14 protein-coding genes and 1 pseudogene are annotated in these 16,289 nt (G+C 55.1%); 2 read left to right on the forward strand and 13 right to left on the reverse strand.

The window, feature by feature from the left end; translation table 11 throughout:
• Positions 1-3: 3 nt before the first annotated feature.
• The 12 genes from RRY12_03235 to adhE form a co-directional block, all read right to left on the reverse strand.
• Entirely contained in the window at positions 4-798 is a 795-nt protein-coding gene (locus tag RRY12_03235) for an ABC transporter ATP-binding protein (GenBank protein ID MEG2183669.1), read from the reverse strand.
• A gap of 9 nt (positions 799-807) precedes the next feature.
• Positions 808-1,581: an ABC transporter ATP-binding protein gene (locus RRY12_03240; protein ID MEG2183670.1), complete on the reverse strand. Its 774-nt coding sequence runs from the start codon at positions 1,579-1,581 to the stop codon at positions 808-810.
• Positions 1,578-2,753 carry an ABC transporter permease gene (locus RRY12_03245; protein MEG2183671.1) on the reverse strand — a complete coding sequence of 392 codons (1,176 nt, stop codon included), beginning with the start codon at positions 2,751-2,753 and terminating at the stop codon, positions 1,578-1,580. Before RRY12_03245 ends, RRY12_03240 begins: the two co-directional genes overlap by 4 nt.
• A complete protein-coding gene (locus tag RRY12_03250; GenBank protein MEG2183672.1) occupies positions 2,750-3,724 on the reverse strand; it encodes an ABC transporter permease in 975 nt (324 codons plus the stop codon). The genes RRY12_03245 and RRY12_03250 overlap by 4 nt, the downstream gene beginning before the upstream one ends.
• Positions 3,721-5,394 (reverse strand): ABC transporter substrate-binding protein, encoded by a 1,674-nt coding sequence (locus RRY12_03255; GenBank protein MEG2183673.1) that lies wholly within the window; start codon positions 5,392-5,394, stop codon positions 3,721-3,723. Before RRY12_03255 ends, RRY12_03250 begins: the two co-directional genes overlap by 4 nt.
• Positions 5,395-5,405: 11 nt before the next feature.
• Positions 5,406-5,981: a LacI family DNA-binding transcriptional regulator gene (locus RRY12_03260; GenBank protein ID MEG2183674.1), complete on the reverse strand. Its 576-nt coding sequence runs from the start codon at positions 5,979-5,981 to the stop codon at positions 5,406-5,408.
• 70 nt (positions 5,982-6,051) lie between these two features.
• On the reverse strand, positions 6,052-6,498 hold the full coding sequence (locus tag RRY12_03265) for a prepilin-type N-terminal cleavage/methylation domain-containing protein (GenBank protein MEG2183675.1): 447 nt from the start codon (positions 6,496-6,498) through the stop codon (positions 6,052-6,054).
• 136 nt (positions 6,499-6,634) lie between these two features.
• Positions 6,635-7,369, reverse strand: a complete 735-nt coding sequence (locus tag RRY12_03270) for a thioesterase (GenBank protein MEG2183676.1) — start codon at positions 7,367-7,369, stop codon at positions 6,635-6,637.
• Complete coding sequence (locus tag RRY12_03275; GenBank protein MEG2183677.1) at positions 7,362-8,543, reverse strand: coenzyme F420-0:L-glutamate ligase; 1,182 nt, start codon at positions 8,541-8,543, stop codon at positions 7,362-7,364. Before RRY12_03275 ends, RRY12_03270 begins: the two co-directional genes overlap by 8 nt.
• A gap of 200 nt (positions 8,544-8,743) precedes the next feature.
• Positions 8,744-8,989, reverse strand: coding sequence for a (2Fe-2S) ferredoxin domain-containing protein (locus RRY12_03280; GenBank protein MEG2183678.1), 246 nt, complete (start codon positions 8,987-8,989; stop codon positions 8,744-8,746).
• A gap of 24 nt (positions 8,990-9,013) precedes the next feature.
• Complete coding sequence (locus RRY12_03285) at positions 9,014-9,763, reverse strand: phosphotransferase (protein MEG2183679.1); 750 nt, start codon at positions 9,761-9,763, stop codon at positions 9,014-9,016.
• A gap of 12 nt (positions 9,764-9,775) precedes the next feature.
• Positions 9,776-12,391, reverse strand: coding sequence for a bifunctional acetaldehyde-CoA/alcohol dehydrogenase (gene adhE / locus RRY12_03290; protein MEG2183680.1), 2,616 nt, complete (start codon positions 12,389-12,391; stop codon positions 9,776-9,778).
• A gap of 364 nt (positions 12,392-12,755) precedes the next feature.
• On the opposite strand from adhE, the gene RRY12_03295 reads away from it, so the two are divergent.
• Together RRY12_03295 and RRY12_03300 are read left to right on the forward strand one after the other, a co-directional pair.
• Positions 12,756-13,517, forward strand: coding sequence for a type IV toxin-antitoxin system AbiEi family antitoxin domain-containing protein (locus RRY12_03295; GenBank protein MEG2183681.1), 762 nt, complete (start codon positions 12,756-12,758; stop codon positions 13,515-13,517).
• The gene (locus RRY12_03300) at positions 13,504-14,472 is read left to right on the forward strand and encodes a nucleotidyl transferase AbiEii/AbiGii toxin family protein (protein MEG2183682.1); all 969 of its coding nucleotides are present in this window, start codon (positions 13,504-13,506) and stop codon (positions 14,470-14,472) included. Before RRY12_03295 ends, RRY12_03300 begins: the two co-directional genes overlap by 14 nt.
• A 185-nt stretch (positions 14,473-14,657) precedes the next feature.
• Here the strand turns inward: RRY12_03300 and pgm are convergent.
• Positions 14,658-16,271, reverse strand: a pseudogene (pgm, locus tag RRY12_03305) (phosphoglucomutase (alpha-D-glucose-1,6-bisphosphate-dependent)).
• Between the last annotated feature and the right edge of the window lie 18 nt (positions 16,272-16,289).

Here is a 16,289-nt window from a genome sequence, read left to right on the forward strand (position 1 = left end):
CCGTCAGGCGAATTTCGGCAGCGCGTCAAGCAGCGCCCTTGTGTAAGGGTGGCGCGGATTTTTCAGCACTTCGCAGGCGGCTCCGCTTTCGCATAGCTTTCCATCTTTTAGCACTATGATGTTTTTTGCGGCGCGCGCGGCAAGCAGCAGGTCGTGCGTAACGAAGAGCATCGACATTCCCGCCTCCGTGCGGCGGCGCAGCACCTCTATTATTTCGCCGCGCGTGGAGGCGTCCTGCATTGAGGTTGGCTCGTCGCACAAAAGCAGCTCGGGACAAAGCGTCAGAGCGCGCGCAAGCTCCACGCGCTGGCGTTGGCCCCCGGAGAGGCCGACGGCGCGTGAGTTCAATATCCTTTCGTCTGTGAGCCCTACCTCGGCAAGCAGCGACTGCGCGCGGGCTCTGCGTTCTTCTTTTGAGCCGCGCACGTTTGCTATGACCTCCGGCTCCATGACCGCCTCTATTACGGAGAGGCCCGGCGGCAGCGCGCCGTACGGGTCCTGCGGGACATAGCCGCAGCGCCTGCGCAGAGCTCTTAGCTCGGAGGCTGAAAGTTTCGCCGTGTCGCGGCCAAAGAGGGAGACTGTGCCCGACGTGGGAGGGATGAGCGCCATCACGGCGCGTAGTAGCGTGCTTTTGCCGCTGCCCGATTCCCCCACGATGGAGAGCGTTCCGCCCCTTTCAAGCATAAGTTCGAGGCCGTCTATCGCGCGGTTTTTATGTTGTGCGCCTCGTGATTTGAAATCTATCGTAAGTCCTTTTATCTCGACTGCTTTGTTGTTTTCCGTGGTCGCGGTCATATCGTTCACCTACAGCATCGCCGCAATTAGCGCCTTTGTGTGCGCCTCGCGCGGTGCTTCTATTAGATTTTTCGGGCTGCCGTTTTCGATGAGCCGTCCGTCCTTCATCACAAAGAGCATGTCGCAGGCGGAGGCGGCAAGCGGCAGGTCGTGAGTGACGAGCAGCACTGTGAGCTTTTTGTCGCGGCGCAGGCGCTCCAGCAGCTTTAATATGGCGGCCTGCGTTATGACGTCGAGCGCCGTCGTAGGCTCGTCCGCCAGCACAAGCTTTGGCGCGCATGAAAGCGCAAGCGCTATGGCGGCGCGCTGCTTCTGCCCGCCGGATAGTTCGTGCGGGTAGCGTCGCGCCGTATCCGCCGGAAGCTCGACTTCGGCAAGCAGCTCCGTTATCCTCTGACGCGCGCCGTCGCCCTTTAGTCCGAGATGGACATAAAGCACCTCTTCTATGTGCCGGCCTATGGTTATTACGGGCGTGAATGAGTTCAGCGCCCCCTGCGGTATGAGCGCGATCTCACGCTGGCGCAGCCGCGCCAGCGTCTCTTCCGGCGCGTTCAATATGTTGTTTCCCCTGTATGATATTTCGCCGCTTGCGAAAGCGCCGGACGGAAGCAGCCCAAGCAGCGTCATCAGCACGGTGCTTTTGCCGCTTCCTGATTCTCCGATGAGGGCGCTGAAGGATTCTTCCGGCAGCGAAAGCGACAGGTCACGGACGGCACGGCCGTCCGCCGATGAGCTCTCTTTTACGTTGTATGTGACGTTTAGGTTTTTTATTTCTAGCATCATTTCGCGTTGAGCCTCGGATCTATCTTTTCCTCCAGGAATTTCCCCATATCCAAAAATATGAGACAGACCGCCACTATGCCAAGGCCCGGAGGCAGCAGCAGCCACCACGCGCCCTCCGTGAAGGCTCCGAAGGAGTGCGCTTCGTGCAGCATTCGCCCCCATGAGATGAGGCGCGGATCGGAGAGGCCAAGGAAGGCAAGCCCGGCCTCGGAGAGTATCGCGCCGGGCACTCCAAGCGCGATGTTTGCAAGCAGTATAGGCGCCGTCTCCGGCACGAGGTGGCGCCGCAGGATATAGCCGCGTTTTGCGCCAAGCGCGCGCAGCGCCTCGACCCACGGGCTCTCGCGCACCGTCAGCACCAGCGCGCGTATAGAGCGCGCCGTCCCCATCCATGAGAATATCGAAAGTATCAGAACGAGCTGCCAGAGGCCCTTTCCCCAGATGCCGGCGAGCACCATGAGGATGGGCAGCGTCGGAATGGAAAGAAGGATGTCTACAAACCGCATGATGAGCGCGTCGCACCAGCCGCCGATGTAGCCCGCCGCCAGTCCGAAGCCCATGCCCAGCAGGCTCGCTATGACAGTCGCCGCAATGCCGATGATGAGCGAGGTGCGTATGCCGTAGATGAGCAGCGTAAAGACGTCGCGGCCGCGCTGGTCGGTGCCGAGCAGCCCCTGACGCTCTCCGGGCAGCGAGAGCGAAAGCTCCGCGCGCGCCGCTCCTGTGACGTGAAGGCTGTACTTGCCGTGCGTGGGGAAGAGGCGCGATGTGCTTTTGCTGACAAGGGGCAGCCCGATGCGTTGTTTGAAGATCATGTCGCGCCCGTCCATGTTTATCCAGTAGACGGCGCTGCCGCTAAGTTCGTCAAGCAGGATGTCGCCTTCCGGCGTGCGCCAGATTATTTTTACCGCGGCGCCGCGTGCCGCCTCAATTTTGCCTGTTAGCGAAAATATCGCAGGAGGCCCGCAGTTCCAGTCTATCTCCACGCCGTTCAGCTTCGTTTCGTAGCTTTGCGTTGCGGAGAGGGTGCCCGCACGCCACCAGACGGGACGCGCAAACGGAGCGCCAGCCAGCGTGTATGGAGACTGCGGGAGTAAAAACGGCCCCGCCGCGCCTATGAGCGAGATCAATATGAAGGCTATGACGCTTTTTCTTGTAAGTATCTCCTTCATTGCATCCGGCCCTCCACGCGCACGCGCGGGTCCACGAGGCCGTAGGCCGCGTCCGCGAGAAGATTGCAGAAGACGGTGATGAGCGCAAGCAGATAAAAGGCCGCGCCCGCGCTGGGGTAGTCGTTTCCAGATACCGCGTCAAGCAGGAAGGTGCCGACGCCGTGCAGCGAAAAGACGGATTCCGTGATGACCGCGCCAGAGACGAGGCCTGGTACGGACATCAGCAGTATCGTAAGTATCGGCGGCAGGATGGTGCGGAAGGCGTGCCAGACGACGCGGCTTTTTGAAAGCCCGCGGGCGCGAGCCATCAGCGCGAAATCTTCGTTGAGCGCGCGCACCATGAGGTTGCGCACGTAGAGCGCCCAGCCGCCGAAGCCCATCAGCGCAAGCGACAGCACAGGCAGCGCCATGTGCCAGCCGTAGTCGGCTATCACGTTCAGGAAGCCCTGCGGAGAGGGCACGGAGAGCGTGCCGCGCAGCGGGAAAATAGGCAGCGCCTTCGCGAATATCATAAGCAGCACGAGCTGCACGAAAAAGCTTGGGAACGACGAGGTGACGGCGCTTGCGCGCAGCACGATGCGCTCCGCGAGCTTTCCGCGGTCAATCGCCGCCTTGATGCCAAGCCATATTCCAAGCGCCGCGGAAATTATCATAGAGCTTACGGTGAGAGTCAGCGTCACGGGCAGACGCGAAAGAAGCTCGTCCCAGACAGGCTTTCTGCTGAGGAATGAAAGCCCGAACTGGAAGGTGAGCATCTGGCGCAGATAGAGCGCGAACTGTTCCCACATGGGCTTGTCAAGCCCGTATATGGCGCGCAGGTTGGCCTTCGCCTCAGGCGAGAACGACGGGTCTATTATTGTGCTTACGGCGTCTCCCGGCATGAGCCGGAAGAGGACGAAATTCAGCACAAGCACCGCGGCGAGCACTACGACGGATGAAAGCGCGCGTTTTAAAAGCCACCGCCAGCTCATTTCGCGCCGCCTTTTAACATTCTAAAATTGGGGTTGCGCCGCATTATCACATATTCGCCGGGCTTGTAATTTTTCAGCGTGAACGGGCCGCTGCCGACCAGGCCGTATGGGCCGTATTTTTCTTTTTTATCGAGCGGGTCCCAGTTCTGCCAATCCTTTATTTTGTCCACGACCTTTTTGGGAAGGCAGGGAAGCCCCGCGATGTTGTCGAGATACCAGTAGCTCACGCCGTTCATCGAGACGCGCAGCGTAAGGTCGTCCGGGGCGTCTATGCTTTTTATATTTTTTACCGCGTCAAAGAAGCGAGGTATCTTGTTTTTTTGCAGGAACTCCGCCGTCGCTTTTATGTCGCGCGCGGAAAGGCGGCTTCCGTCGCTCCATTTAAGGCCCTTTTTTATCTTAAAGACGAGCTCCGTATGAGCGCCCGCCTTGTCGTTTATCGTGCGCACCTGCCACGACTCCGCGATGGCCGGCATGTTTTCAAGCGTATACGGGTCGACGCCGGTCATAGATTCGTAGATCATCCCAAGCACCTGCCACGAATAGGCGGACGAGGCGGAGAATGGGTTCAGATTGCGCGGCTCTTCCGGCAGCAGCATCACGAGCGGGCGCATTTTTCCGTCGCGCGGCTCCGCCGTAAGCAGCGTCCAGACGTTGTCCGCCGTCATCTTATCTGTGGAAAAGATATTCTTCCATTTTTTTGAGACGGCGGAGACGGAGATGCGGCTGTAGATGGGCACGGTCGGCATCAATTCAAGCAGCAGCCGCTGCGCGCGAGCCGACGCCGCCTGCGCCGCCGCCTTGTCCGGCGCGAAACGCAGCGCGGAAAGAGAGGCGTCCAGCCGCTTGTCTTTTATGCCGCTTACGTTGTAGCCGCCCTCGACGCTCATTGAGCTGTGATAAAAGCTGAAAAGGGAATCAGGGTCGCGGCCCATGCTCCACGCAAGCACCGCCATTGAAAAATCCTTCCTGTCGAGGCGCGATATGAGCGCGGAAAAATCTATAGGGTCCACCTCGACCGGAAAGCCTACGGCGCGCAGAGAGTCCGCGATAAGCTCTGCAAGCTCCGCCGTAGTAGGCGCTACGCGCGCCATAGGCGTCATAAGCTTCATGGGCGCGAGCGCATGGCCGTTTGGCGCGACAAGCGTTCCCGCGATGTCCCATCTGTAGCCTTTTTTCTTGAGCAGCGCGCGCGCCGCCTGAGGGTCGTATATGTCCTCCGTGCTGTTTGGCAGCGCCCACGGAGAAACGGGAGGAAGCCACGAATTGATAGGTTCGCAGTAGCCGGAGAAGATCATGCGCACGATGCTGTTTCTGTCTATCGACATCGCGGCGGCGCGGCGCAGATCCTTGTCCTTCCACGGTATCGACGCGTCGTTCAAAATCAGGAAAAAGGCGTGCATACCCCGCGCAAGCGAGAGTTCTATGTTTTTATTCGTGCTCAGCCGGTCTATGTCGGAGGGGCGCGCGATGTCGCTCAAAATGTCGAGTTCTCCGGCCTCCGCCGCCATTATCTGCGCGTCGGGGTTTGCTATTATGAGCATGGCGACCTCTTCTATCTTCGGGCCGCGGACTGCGTTCAGGTCAAGCTTCGCGGCGCGGCCCGCGCCGGCGGCCGCTAAAATAAAAATTATGGCAATGATGGGCACATATAGTTTTGCAAATTTCACCTGTCTTTTTGTTACTCCTTTGAACTTTTTACGACGATCTCGCGTCCCGGGATCGGCCTGCCCGTCACAAGCTGCAAAATCAGCCGTCCGGCGAGCACCCCCGTCTCGAATGTCGGTTCGTCGGAGCTCTCCTCCATTGTGACGGAGCAGCAGTCCGGCGCTTTGAATCCGAAGGTGACGGCGGGGACGTTCAGCTCGTCCGGGAAACTTGCGGCATCACACCAGACTATACCCTCGGCGTGTCGCTCGTAAAGGGAACTTCTTACATTTTTTGCACGCAGGGGATTGTTTTGCGTCGATTTCAGTAAAATTTCATAGGAAGAGTTTGAAAAGGCGCGGTCAAGCCCCGCGAGAAAGGCGCCGAGCCACGGCCTGTTCAGGTCGCCTACGACGACGCCGACCAGCCCGCTTTTATGCGTGGAGAGGCTGCGAGCGCTGCGGTCGAGCCTGTAATCCAGCGCCCGCACGCTCTCCATCACCTTTATTTTCGTCTTTTCGGAAATTCTGTGGTCGCCGCGCAGCACCCTGCTGACAGTAGCCTTGTCAACGCCGGCGCGCTCCGCGACCTCCTGCATAGTGACCTTCATGCGAAACCAGCACCTCTTTATGCAACCGATTGAATGAATTATAACAGATTGCAGAGAGGGCGTAAAATGTTCAGCGGGAACTTTCTAAATAGTAGCGCGCCTCGGGTGGCACTTGTATGTCGATGCCTGTCTTTTCCGCCATTTTCTCTAATTGACGCCATACGTCGCTATCTGTTCCATTTTTCGGTTCGTCGATGTGGCCGGCATAGGCGACCCAGAGATCGTTAGAGAGTTTTCCGACATAATAGGCGTTGCCTAGCTTTGCGCCGTCCAGATATTTATCCAGCGAATTGGGTGACCCCATAAATATTCTTGTGTCCATCGGCAATTTTCCGTTTTCTAGCTGATACATGATGACCGCGCTTTTCAGAGTCCTCAGGTTCGACACTATCCTTGTAGCCTCCGCCTTGGCGATGACGCCTGTGGTCGCCAGCATCATCATCCCGGCCAGTATGCCTATTATGATTATTACGATAAGCAGCTCCACAAGGGTGAAGCCTTTTCTCCCCGCGCCCATAGTTTTGCCCTCCCAAAATTTAATCTCGCGTAGTTGTCACAATAATACCATTCTATACGAAACGGGGCAAAAAAAGAACCGCCTTTCGGCGGCTCGGTGTTCGTCTGTTGTGCCGGTTGTCCGGCGCGGCAACGGCTTATCGCCAGCGTGACAGGAATTTGGCGTACTCTGTGTCGTCTGTCAGATGGCGGATGGAGTGCAGAAAAGAACGCCCGCCGTCCGCGGGTATTTCCTGCGTCAGGCAGCGCACTCGCGTTTTGGGGATGGGGTGGATATATTCTCCCTCCACAAAATGCGGCGCCATCTCCATCGGCACCGCCTCCGGCACAGTGTCGAGCGCCCAGCTGAAATAGACGGTGTGGTTCGTGTGGTCGTTTACGTCGAGGTCCTGCCAGCGCACCTTCCACGTCTCTTCGATGTCGGGCGCGTCAAGCTCCTCTATCTTTGGATCCTGCGGCAGCGCGTCGGATATTTTTCCAAAAAGCGGAGCCATAAGCTCGCACCTGTCAAGCCGAATCGGGCGCTGTTTTTCAATGTCTATGAGCACCCACCATGTGTAGGCCGAGCCGAGGAATTTCCCCTGCGCGTCCCACAGCTTGAAACTTCTCAAAGAAAAGAGGTTGCGGTACGTCTCCGCGTAGGTTTTTATCCTGATGGCGCCGCTTTCCTTTGTGGGGCAGCTTTCAAGGTCCACGCGGTATTTCCGCAGCACCCACGTCATGTTGTGCGCAAGCGTCTGGCGCACGGAAAGCCCGTACTTTGAGGCGTCAATGTCGGCCATCTGCTGGAACATCTCCAGCAGCACGGAGAATTTCACGCGCCCGCGCGGGTCGATGCCGCTGAACGGGAGCGTGTTTTCAAGCTCAGTCATCGAGGTAGTTGTCGAAATAGCCCTGTATGTATATTACGGGCGTGCCCTTGTCGCCGGAGCCGGAGGTGAGGTCGCAGAGCGAGCCTATGAGGTCGGTCAGGCGGCGCGGCGTCGTGCCGAGCGTCGAATGGCCGAAACGGTCGAGCGCGCCTTTTGCGCGTATCGCCTCTTTGACGGCCTCTTCGGGATTCCCGCCGCTTGCGTTGTCCGCTACGTATTTTAATTTGATTTCTTTGGGCATTCCGCTTAGGCCGTCGGTGAAGCCAGGCGAGACTACAGGGTCCGCCAGCTCCCATATACCGCATACCGGGTCTTTGAAGGCGCCGTCTCCGTAGACGAGCACCTCCGTATCTATTCCCGAGCATTTTTTCAGCTCGTCCTTGAGCTTGTTGACGAAGGCTGTGCAGTCGCGCGGGAAGAGTTTCACGGAATTGTCGTTTGTGTAGTTTGAGCCGAGCAGGCCGTAGTTTTCGTTCCAGCCCATGCCGGGACGGTGCGGCTCGCTGCATATCTGGTCCATTGTGACGACTTTTTTCGCTCCGCCCTTTTCCAGTATGTCGCGGTGTATCGTGCGCGCGTGGATGCTGGCCACGATCACTTGATCTGCGAACTTCAGCGCGGAGAGCGGGTTGTTTGAGAAATGGACGCTGACGCGCTCCGGCGCGATGCTTTTGTATAGCTGTATGTAGTCCACGCCCGTGAAGGGGTGCTTGTATTCTCCGAAGACCTCATAATATTCTTTTTCATCAAAGCATTCGCCGGAGAGATTTTTGTTGTTCAAGTAGTAGTTCATCGGCTCGATTATCTGGTTGCCCACTTCGTCCGACGGATAGGTGAGCACAACGTGCACGCGGCCCTTTATGCCGGCCACCATGCCGCGCAATAGCTGATGAAAGCGGTTGCGCGAAAGTATGGGGCAGATGACGGCTACGTCCCCATCGGGGAATTTTGCGGCGACGTCGTTTGAAATGTCCGCAAGCGTGACATAGTTGCCCTGTGAACGCGCCACGAGAGACTCTGTAACGCCTATGACGTCTCCGTTGCGCATCTCAAATTTATCGCGCGGCGACTGAGCCGCCTTCACTATGCTTTCTGTGATTATTTTTATTATGTCGTCTCCCTGTGTGACGACCGGCAGGCGAATGCCTCTGGAAACTGCGCCAACGTAACGCATTATGATCGTTCCTCTCTGGAATTATATATTTTGAGTTACATCTTATTGTACCACACCTGACCAAAATAATACCAGAAAGCGAAGGCGGACGAGGCTAAATTTGTTCGCCCGTCCGGCTTCGCTTGATTTATTTTGTAAAGAAAGTTTCAAAACACGCGTTTTCGCGCGGTTTGCGGCGTGCGCGCGCCGCAAAAGCGCCGCTATTTAGTGAGCGGGAGCACCTCGTCTTTGAAAAAATCTTCGACTTTATCGGGGTCCACGGAGCAGAATTTGTCGTTTACCGTAACGCAGACGCCCTCCTGGCATTTTCCCATGCAGAAGACGCCGCCCAAGTTTATTTTGTCTTTGAGTCCGTTTTCGGCTATCTGGAACTGCAGCCCCTCTACCACTCTGCGTGAGCCTTTTACGTGACAGGCGCTTCCGATGCAAACTTTGATTTTTATCATAATAAAGACCGACCTTTCATACCGTTATTCGTAATCGACTACGTTGACCCAGTAGAGCAGAAATTCGCGCTCCTCCGCCTTTCCGAGCGAAAGCCTTTCGGCGGCGCGGAGGGGTATCCATTTTTCTATATCCGATTTTGAGAGGCCGCTCTTGTTGCAGTAGAGCGCGGCGTATTTATCAGCGCCGTCTATGTCTCCGGCAAGCCAGAAGAGCAGGTAGGTGCGCGCGGCGTCGGCTGCGGGCGCGCCCTGTGCGGCGCGTTTCCAGTCAACTATATAGTCGCATCCGTCCTCCGTCACGATAAGGTTGCTAGGCGCAAAATCTCCGTGGCAGAGAGCGGCGCCGTCGGGAAGAGATTCCATGCGGATCATCAGGTCGTACATGGCGGTGCTTGAGAGCTCCGCGCCGCGGAAACTTTCCGCAAGGCGCTCTTTGAGCTTCGGAAGCGACGCGCCGTCCTTTGCGTTTATCATGATATGAGCCGCGGCGAAACGTTCCATATATTCGTCGAATTTTTCTGGCGCCTCTTCCATAAGGCGGTCGAGCGTCTTGCCCGGTATGTATTCGGTAACTATCGCCCATTTGCCGTCGGCCTTCGTCACTTCAAGTATCTTTGGAACGCGCAGGCCGCTTTCTTCGACCTTTGCGTGAGCCGCCGCCTCCGCGAGTATAGCGGCCTTTGCGTGGTCTTTGTCAAATACCTTTATACATTTGTCTCCGTCGCGGAAAACGGTTTTTGTGGTGCGGACCGCGATTATTTTTTCCAGCTTCATCTCTGTTACCTCCTATTTGCCGTAGTAGGCTTTAAGGTACATCTCTTTTATTTCAGAAAGCAGCGGGTAACGGGGATTGGCGCCGGTGCACTGGTCGTCAAAGGCCTGTTCCGTCATTGCGTCGAGCGTTGAGAGAAAGGCCGCCTCGTCTATGCCGTATTCTTTTATTGTCTTTTTGATGCCGACGCGTTCTTTGAGGTCGTTTATCGCTTTGATGAGGCTCTCAAGTTTCTCGTCGGCGTTCTTGCCGGAAAGTCCCAGGTAGTCTGCAACCTCCGCGTAGCGCTCCTTGGTGTGCGGGTAGGCGTACTGCGGGAATGTCCCCATCTTGGGCGGCGTCTCCACTGCGTTGAAACGCAGCACATATTCTATCATCAGGGCGTTGGCCGTGCCGTGCGGCAGATGGTGGAAGGCTCCGAGCTTGTGCGCCATTGAGTGGCAGACGCCGAGGAAGGCGTTCGCAAAGGCCATTCCAGCCATAGAGGCGGCGTGCGCCATCTTTTCACGCGCGGTGGGGTCGTTTGCGCCGTTTTCGTAGGCGCGCGGAAGGTAGTCGAATATCGACCTGAGCGCGCGCAGCGCCATTGCGTCTGAGAACTCAGAGGCGAGCATAGAGGCGTAGGCCTCAAGCGCGTGCGTCACCGCATCTATACCGGAGGCGGCCGTCAGTCCCTTCGGCGCGTCCATCATCATGTCGGCGTCCACGATGGCCATGTTAGGCATCAGCTCGTAGTCGGCAAGCGGGTACTTCACGCCGGTCTTTTCGTCGGTTATGACGGCAAACGGCGTCACTTCGGAGCCTGTTCCGGCGGATGTTGGTACCGCGATGAAAGATGCCTTTTCGCCCATCTTTGGGAAGGTGTAGACGCGTTTTCTTATGTCTACGAAACGCATCGCCATGTCAAGGAAATCAGCTTCGGGATGCTCGTACATCACCCACATTATCTTGCCGGCGTCCATAGCCGATCCGCCGCCGAGTGCGATTATGCAGTCCGGGGCAAAGGCGCGCATAGCCTCCGCGCCTTCGCGGGCGCAGGCAAGCGTCGGGTCCGGGGCAACGTTGTAGAAGGTGGTGTGAGTGATGCCCATCTCGTCCAGCTTTTCAGTGATTGCCTTTGTATAGCCGTTGTTGTAAAGGAAGGAGTCCGTCACGATGAAGACCTTCTTTTTGCCAAGCACGTTCTTAAGTTCGCAAAGCGCCACCGGCAGGCAGCCCTTCTTTATATAGACTTTCTGAGGTGTGCGGAACCAGAGCATATTTTCTCTCCTCTCGGCCACGGTCTTGATATTCAGCAGATGTTTGACGCCTACGTTCTCCGAGACGGAGTTGCCGCCCCATGAACCGCAGCCCAGCGTAAGCGACGGCGTTGTGTCGAAGTTGTACATGTCGCCGATGCCGCCGTGCGACGACGGCGTGTTTACAAGCACGCGGCCCGTCTTCATGCGGCCCTTGAAATAATCGAGCTTCTCGCGCTCCGTGACGGCGTTCAGGTAAAGCGACGAGGTGTGGCCGAAACCGCCGTCCGCCACAAGCTGCTCCGCCTTTGCGACGGCCTCTTTAAAGTCCGCCGCACGGTACATGGCAAGGACGGGGGAGAGCTTTTCATGCGCGAACTCCTCGCTTATATCGACGCTCTCGACCTCGCCGATAAGTATCTTTGAACCTTCAGGCGCCTTAACGCCCGCCATCTGCGCTATCTTGCAGGCGCGTTGGCCTACTATCGCCGCGTTTAACGCGCCGTTTACGATTATCGTCTTGCGCACGCGCTCCGTCTCCGCCTTGTTCAGGAAGTAGCAGCCGCGCGCGGCAAATTCCTTCCTGACCTCGTCGTAGATTGTAGATAGCACGATGACGGACTGCTCAGAGGCGCAGATCATGCCGTTGTCGAATGTCTTTGAATGGATGATGGAACTGACGGCAAGCTTGATGTCGGCGCTTGTGTCGATGACCGCCGGAGTATTTCCCGCCCCTACGCCAAGCGCAGGTTTGCCGCTGGAGTAGGCCGCCTTCACCATGCCGGGGCCGCCAGTCGCAAGAATTATATCCGCGCTGTGCATCACTTCGTTTGTAAGTTCAAGCGACGGCACGTCCACCCACGCGATGATGTTCTGCGGCGCGCCCGCCGCCACAGCCGCGTCAAGCACGGTGCGCGCGGCAAGGATCGTCGCGTTCTTCGCGCGTGGATGCGGGCTTATGATTATCCCGTTGCGCGTTTTCAGAGCAAGCAGCGATTTAAAAATGGCGGTAGAGGTCGGGTTCGTCGTCGGAATGACGGCCGCTATTACGCCCACAGGTTCCGCAATGCGCTGCGTCCCGAAATATTTGTCTTCGTCTATGACGCCGCAGGTCTTGACGTCTTTATAATAGTTGTAAATATATTCTGAGGCGAAGTGGTTTTTTATAACTTTGTCTTCAAGCACGCCCATGCCGGTCTCTTCAAAGGCCGCGCGCGCAAGCGGTATGCGGGCTTTGTTTGCGGCCATTGCGGCGGCTTGAAAAATTTTGTCCACCTGTTGCTGTGTGAATCCGGCGAATGCGCGCTGCGCTTCGCGGACCTCGTTCATCCTTGCCGCAAGCGCCTCAACGCTGTCAACTACGGCAAAGCTCTTTTCTGTCTCTTTTTTCATAAATCAACACTCCTGTCAGTCTGCCCAATATCAATGCCAACTTAACTAGTGAAAAATATCTCAATTCGTTGAGTTAATGATAACTTGCCGTATGAGAATAAAGAAGAGACGAGAAAAGAATATCGCTATGCAATTATCAATATAGCATTATCTATTTTTCCTAAAAGAAAAAAGTACGATAAAATTTATAGAGGAGCGTCAGAGAAGAAAAGAATGACCGCGCGCACCGTTTTCAAAAAAGCAGATAACGGTGCTAAAAAGACATGTTATCTGCATTGTTAGAAATGGTATTTTTATTTTTACGCATTACAGTTGAAAAAAGAACCATTATGTGTAAAAATGAAAATAAGAAGGCGGTGAGAAAATGAAATATTATGGAAAGTTAGTTGAACTTGGCTGTTTTTCACGCGAGGATGTAATTGCGCTTACAGGCACAGAGGCCGCGGCGCATTCGCTGCTGCGCGATTATTTGCGAAAGGGTCTGATAGAACGTGTGCGGCGCGATTTTTACGCCGTCATCAGCATAGAGACAAAACAGCCCATACCGACTCGTTATCAAATCGGTTCTCAAATTTTTGCGGATGCCTTCATCTCACATCACAGCGCGTTTGAATATTACGGATGTTCAAATCAGGTCTTATATGAAGTTTATGTCACTTCAAACAGCCGGTTTCAGGATTTTGAGTTTGATGGAGTTTCTTATTGCAGGGTGGCCTCGAAAGGTCGGATGATCCCAGCGCTGTCTGAGGGCGTTCGTGTGACCGATATCGAACGCACTGTTGTTGACAGCATAAACGATTTTGAAAAGATTGCGGGTGTTGAAGAAACGGTACGCTGTATCTCCCTCATACCGACGCTTGATGCGGCAAAACTGCTTGAAGCTCTGGACGTTTATGACAACGGCTTTCTTTATCAAAAATGTGGCTGGCTGCTCGAAGGCTTGCGCAATGTAATAGATTTACCGGATGATTTTTTTAAGGAATGCCGCCGCCATATTTCAAAGAGTAAGAAATACTTGACAAGAGAACGCCGCAATTTTGTTTTACATGAAGTCTGGAGCCTGTATGCCCCAGCCGATGTAAGTATACTGTTAAATAAAGGGACGGCAGACTATGATGCGGTTTGAACGCGTGGCTTTTGGAAGGCTGGCGCGTGAGCTTGGTTTTGTGCGTGACACATTTGAAAAAGTATGCCGCCTTGCCGATATTTTAAAATGTATGGAAGACGACGCGCTGCTTTCAAATTTTCTTGCTTTGAAAGGGGGCACAGCAATCAATCTTACGATTTTGGACCTTCCGCGTCTTTCTGTGGATATAGATCTCGATTTTTCAGAAAATCTCCCACGCGACGAAATGTTCTCCACGCGTCAAAAAATTACAGAACGCCTTGAGAAATATATGAGAGCCTTCGGATATTCTTTAAGTCTGAAGTCTAAAAATTATCATGCGTTGGATTCATTTGTGTATGAATATCAAAATTTAGGCGGAATGAAAGACAATCTGAAAATAGAAATCAACTACATGATGCGCTGTCATGTGCTTCCACCTTTGCGCAGACAGGTAAACATCCAGTGGTTGGACGATAGTCTGACAGTTTTGTGCGTGGCGCCGATAGAGATTTTTGCGTCAAAAATAGTGGCGCTGCTCAACAGAACAGCGCCGAGGGATTTATATGATATTCATAATATGCTGACGCGTGATTTGTTTGGGGCAAACGAGCAGGCCATGCTTCGTAAATGTGTGATGCTGTACAGCGCCATAGCTTCTGACTCTGTGCCGGAAAGTTTTGTTTTTGACAGTATTGCGCGCCTTAAGCAATATAAAATAAAAACTGATTTAATGCCTGTTCTGCGCCGAGGCGAGCAATTTAATTTAAACTATGTACAGAACGAGGTCATTGAATACCTATCAAAACTATTGACGCCTGAAAAGGAAGAACTAAGCTTTTGGGAGGATTTTAACAGAAAAGAATATCGTCCAGAACTGCTCTTTGGCGACAGCGAGGAATTTAAACGTATTGTCGATCATCCGATGGCGATATGGAAGTGCAGCGTTCGAGACGCAAATAAACAGCGCGGCTAGAAAATATTTCTAGCCGCGAGCTTCTTATGAGATGATGTCTGAAACTTATAAGGAAGAGCAAAGCAACTGGAGAATAAATATATAAAACTCAACTCCGCACACTTTGACAGACGGGTTGGCGGCGGGTGGGCGCTGGACCGGCGCAAAGGAACGTCTGTTGTGTCTAATGCAGCATGCCAAAATTTTTATTTTATCGCATTAGCCACTATCTCGGCGGCCTCTTCGTTTATCTTGGCAAGATGTTCTTCTCCCTTGAAGCTTTCCGCGTAAATTTTATAGATATCTTCTGTGCCGGATGGACGCGCGGCGAACCAGCCGTTTTCCGTCGTTACTTTGAGGCCGTCTATCGGCGCTCCGTTGCCTGGTGCGGCGGTCAGCTTCGCCGTGATTTTTTCTCCAGCGAGGCTCTCTGCCGATACGTCGGCGGGGGAGAGCTTTTTGAGGCGTTCTTTTTCTGCGCGCGTCGCGGGCGCGTCTTTGCGAGAGTAGAGCGGGCTTCCAAAGCGCCGCGTCATCGCCGCGTAATGCTGCGCCGGGTCCATGCCGGTTACGGCGGTTATTTCGGCCGCGAGCAGGCTCATTATGAAGCCGTCTTTGTCCGTGCTCCAGGGGGTGCCGTTTCTTTTAAGGAACGAAGCGCCAGCGCTTTCTTCTCCTCCGAAGGCAAGCGTTCCGGTGAGCAGTCCGTCTACGAACCATTTAAAACCTACCGGCACTTCGTAGACTTTGCGCCCAACTCCGGCCGCAGCGCGGTCTATCATGGAGCTTGAAACGAGCGTTTTTCCGGTCATAGCGGAGCCGTTCCATTCTTTTCGGTGGGTAAAGAGATATTCTATGGCCACTGCGAGATAGGCGTTCGGCTGCATGAGGCCGGACTTAGTTACGATGCCGTGGCGGTCGTAGTCTGGGTCGTTGCCGAAGGCGATGTCGTATTTGTCTTTAAGCGCGACGAGGTTTGCCATAGCCCACGGAGAGGAGCAGTCCATGCGTATCTTGCCGTCGTGGTCGAGCGGCATGAAGGAAAAGGTCGGGTCGACCTTTTTGTTGACGACTTCGATGTCGAGGCCGTACCGTTCCGCTATCGGCTCCCAGAAGAAGATGCCGGAGCCGCCGAGAGGGTCCGCGCCTATTTTGAGGCCGGAGGCGGCGATCGCCTTCATGTCGATTATTTCAGCCAGCCCCCCTATGTACCGCGCGACGTAATCAATGAGCTTGACGTTTTGCATGGAAAGCGCCTGTTTGAACGTCACGCGTTTTACTCCTGCGAGTTTTGCGTCAAGCAGATCGTTTGCGCGGTTTTCTATTATTTTTGTTATCTCTGTGCCAGCAGGACCGCCGCTTGGCGGGTTGTATTTGAAACCGCCGTCCTGCGGCGGGTTGTGGGACGGAGTGATGACGACGCCGTCCGCCGTGGGCGCGCCCTTTTGGCTGTTCCATTCAAGTATCGCGTGCGATATGACGGGCGTCGGCGTGTAGGTGAAACCTTGCTGCATACGCAGTTCTACGCCGTTTGCGGCAAAGACGCCAGCCGCGGTGCGCAGCGCCGCTTCGGAGAGCGCGTGCGTGTCCATGCCCATAAAAAGCGGCCCCGTTATGGCGCGCGCCGCCCTATATTCGCAGATGGCCTGCGAGACGGCTGCTATATGGTCCTCGTTGAAGCTGCCTTTCAAAGGCGTTCCTCTGTGCCCCGAAGTGCCGAACGAGACGCGCTGCGCCTTGTCGCCAGTATTTGGGCTTTCCGTGTAATAGGCTGTCATGAGCCTTGGTATATTTATGATAGGACGATCCGTCATATAAAACCCTCCCTTTTCGTTATT

Source organism: Cloacibacillus sp. (assembly GCA_036655895.1).
Taxonomy (GTDB): domain Bacteria; phylum Synergistota; class Synergistia; order Synergistales; family Synergistaceae; genus JAVVPF01.

Bases quoted from the DNA above. Each gene is read 5' to 3' on its own strand.
- RRY12_03235 (MEG2183669.1), bottom strand. From the start codon at position 798: ATGACCGCGACCACGGAAAACAACAAAGCAGTCGAGATAAAAGGACTT.
- RRY12_03240 (MEG2183670.1), bottom strand. From the start codon at position 1,581: ATGATGCTAGAAATAAAAAACCTAAACGTCACATACAACGTAAAAGAG.
- RRY12_03245 (MEG2183671.1), bottom strand. From the start codon at position 2,753: ATGAAGGAGATACTTACAAGAAAAAGCGTCATAGCCTTCATATTGATC.
- RRY12_03250 (MEG2183672.1), bottom strand. From the start codon at position 3,724: ATGAGCTGGCGGTGGCTTTTAAAACGCGCGCTTTCATCCGTCGTAGTG.
- RRY12_03260 (MEG2183674.1), bottom strand. From the start codon at position 5,981: ATGAAGGTCACTATGCAGGAGGTCGCGGAGCGCGCCGGCGTTGACAAG.
- RRY12_03265 (MEG2183675.1), bottom strand. From the start codon at position 6,498: ATGGGCGCGGGGAGAAAAGGCTTCACCCTTGTGGAGCTGCTTATCGTA.
- RRY12_03270 (MEG2183676.1), bottom strand. From the start codon at position 7,369: ATGACTGAGCTTGAAAACACGCTCCCGTTCAGCGGCATCGACCCGCGC.
- RRY12_03275 (MEG2183677.1), bottom strand. From the start codon at position 8,543: ATGCGTTACGTTGGCGCAGTTTCCAGAGGCATTCGCCTGCCGGTCGTC.
- RRY12_03280 (MEG2183678.1), bottom strand. From the start codon at position 8,989: ATGATAAAAATCAAAGTTTGCATCGGAAGCGCCTGTCACGTAAAAGGC.
- RRY12_03285 (MEG2183679.1), bottom strand. From the start codon at position 9,763: ATGAAGCTGGAAAAAATAATCGCGGTCCGCACCACAAAAACCGTTTTC.
- adhE (MEG2183680.1), bottom strand. From the start codon at position 12,391: ATGAAAAAAGAGACAGAAAAGAGCTTTGCCGTAGTTGACAGCGTTGAG.
- RRY12_03295 (MEG2183681.1), top strand. From the start codon at position 12,756: ATGAAATATTATGGAAAGTTAGTTGAACTTGGCTGTTTTTCACGCGAG.
- RRY12_03300 (MEG2183682.1), top strand. From the start codon at position 13,504: ATGATGCGGTTTGAACGCGTGGCTTTTGGAAGGCTGGCGCGTGAGCTT.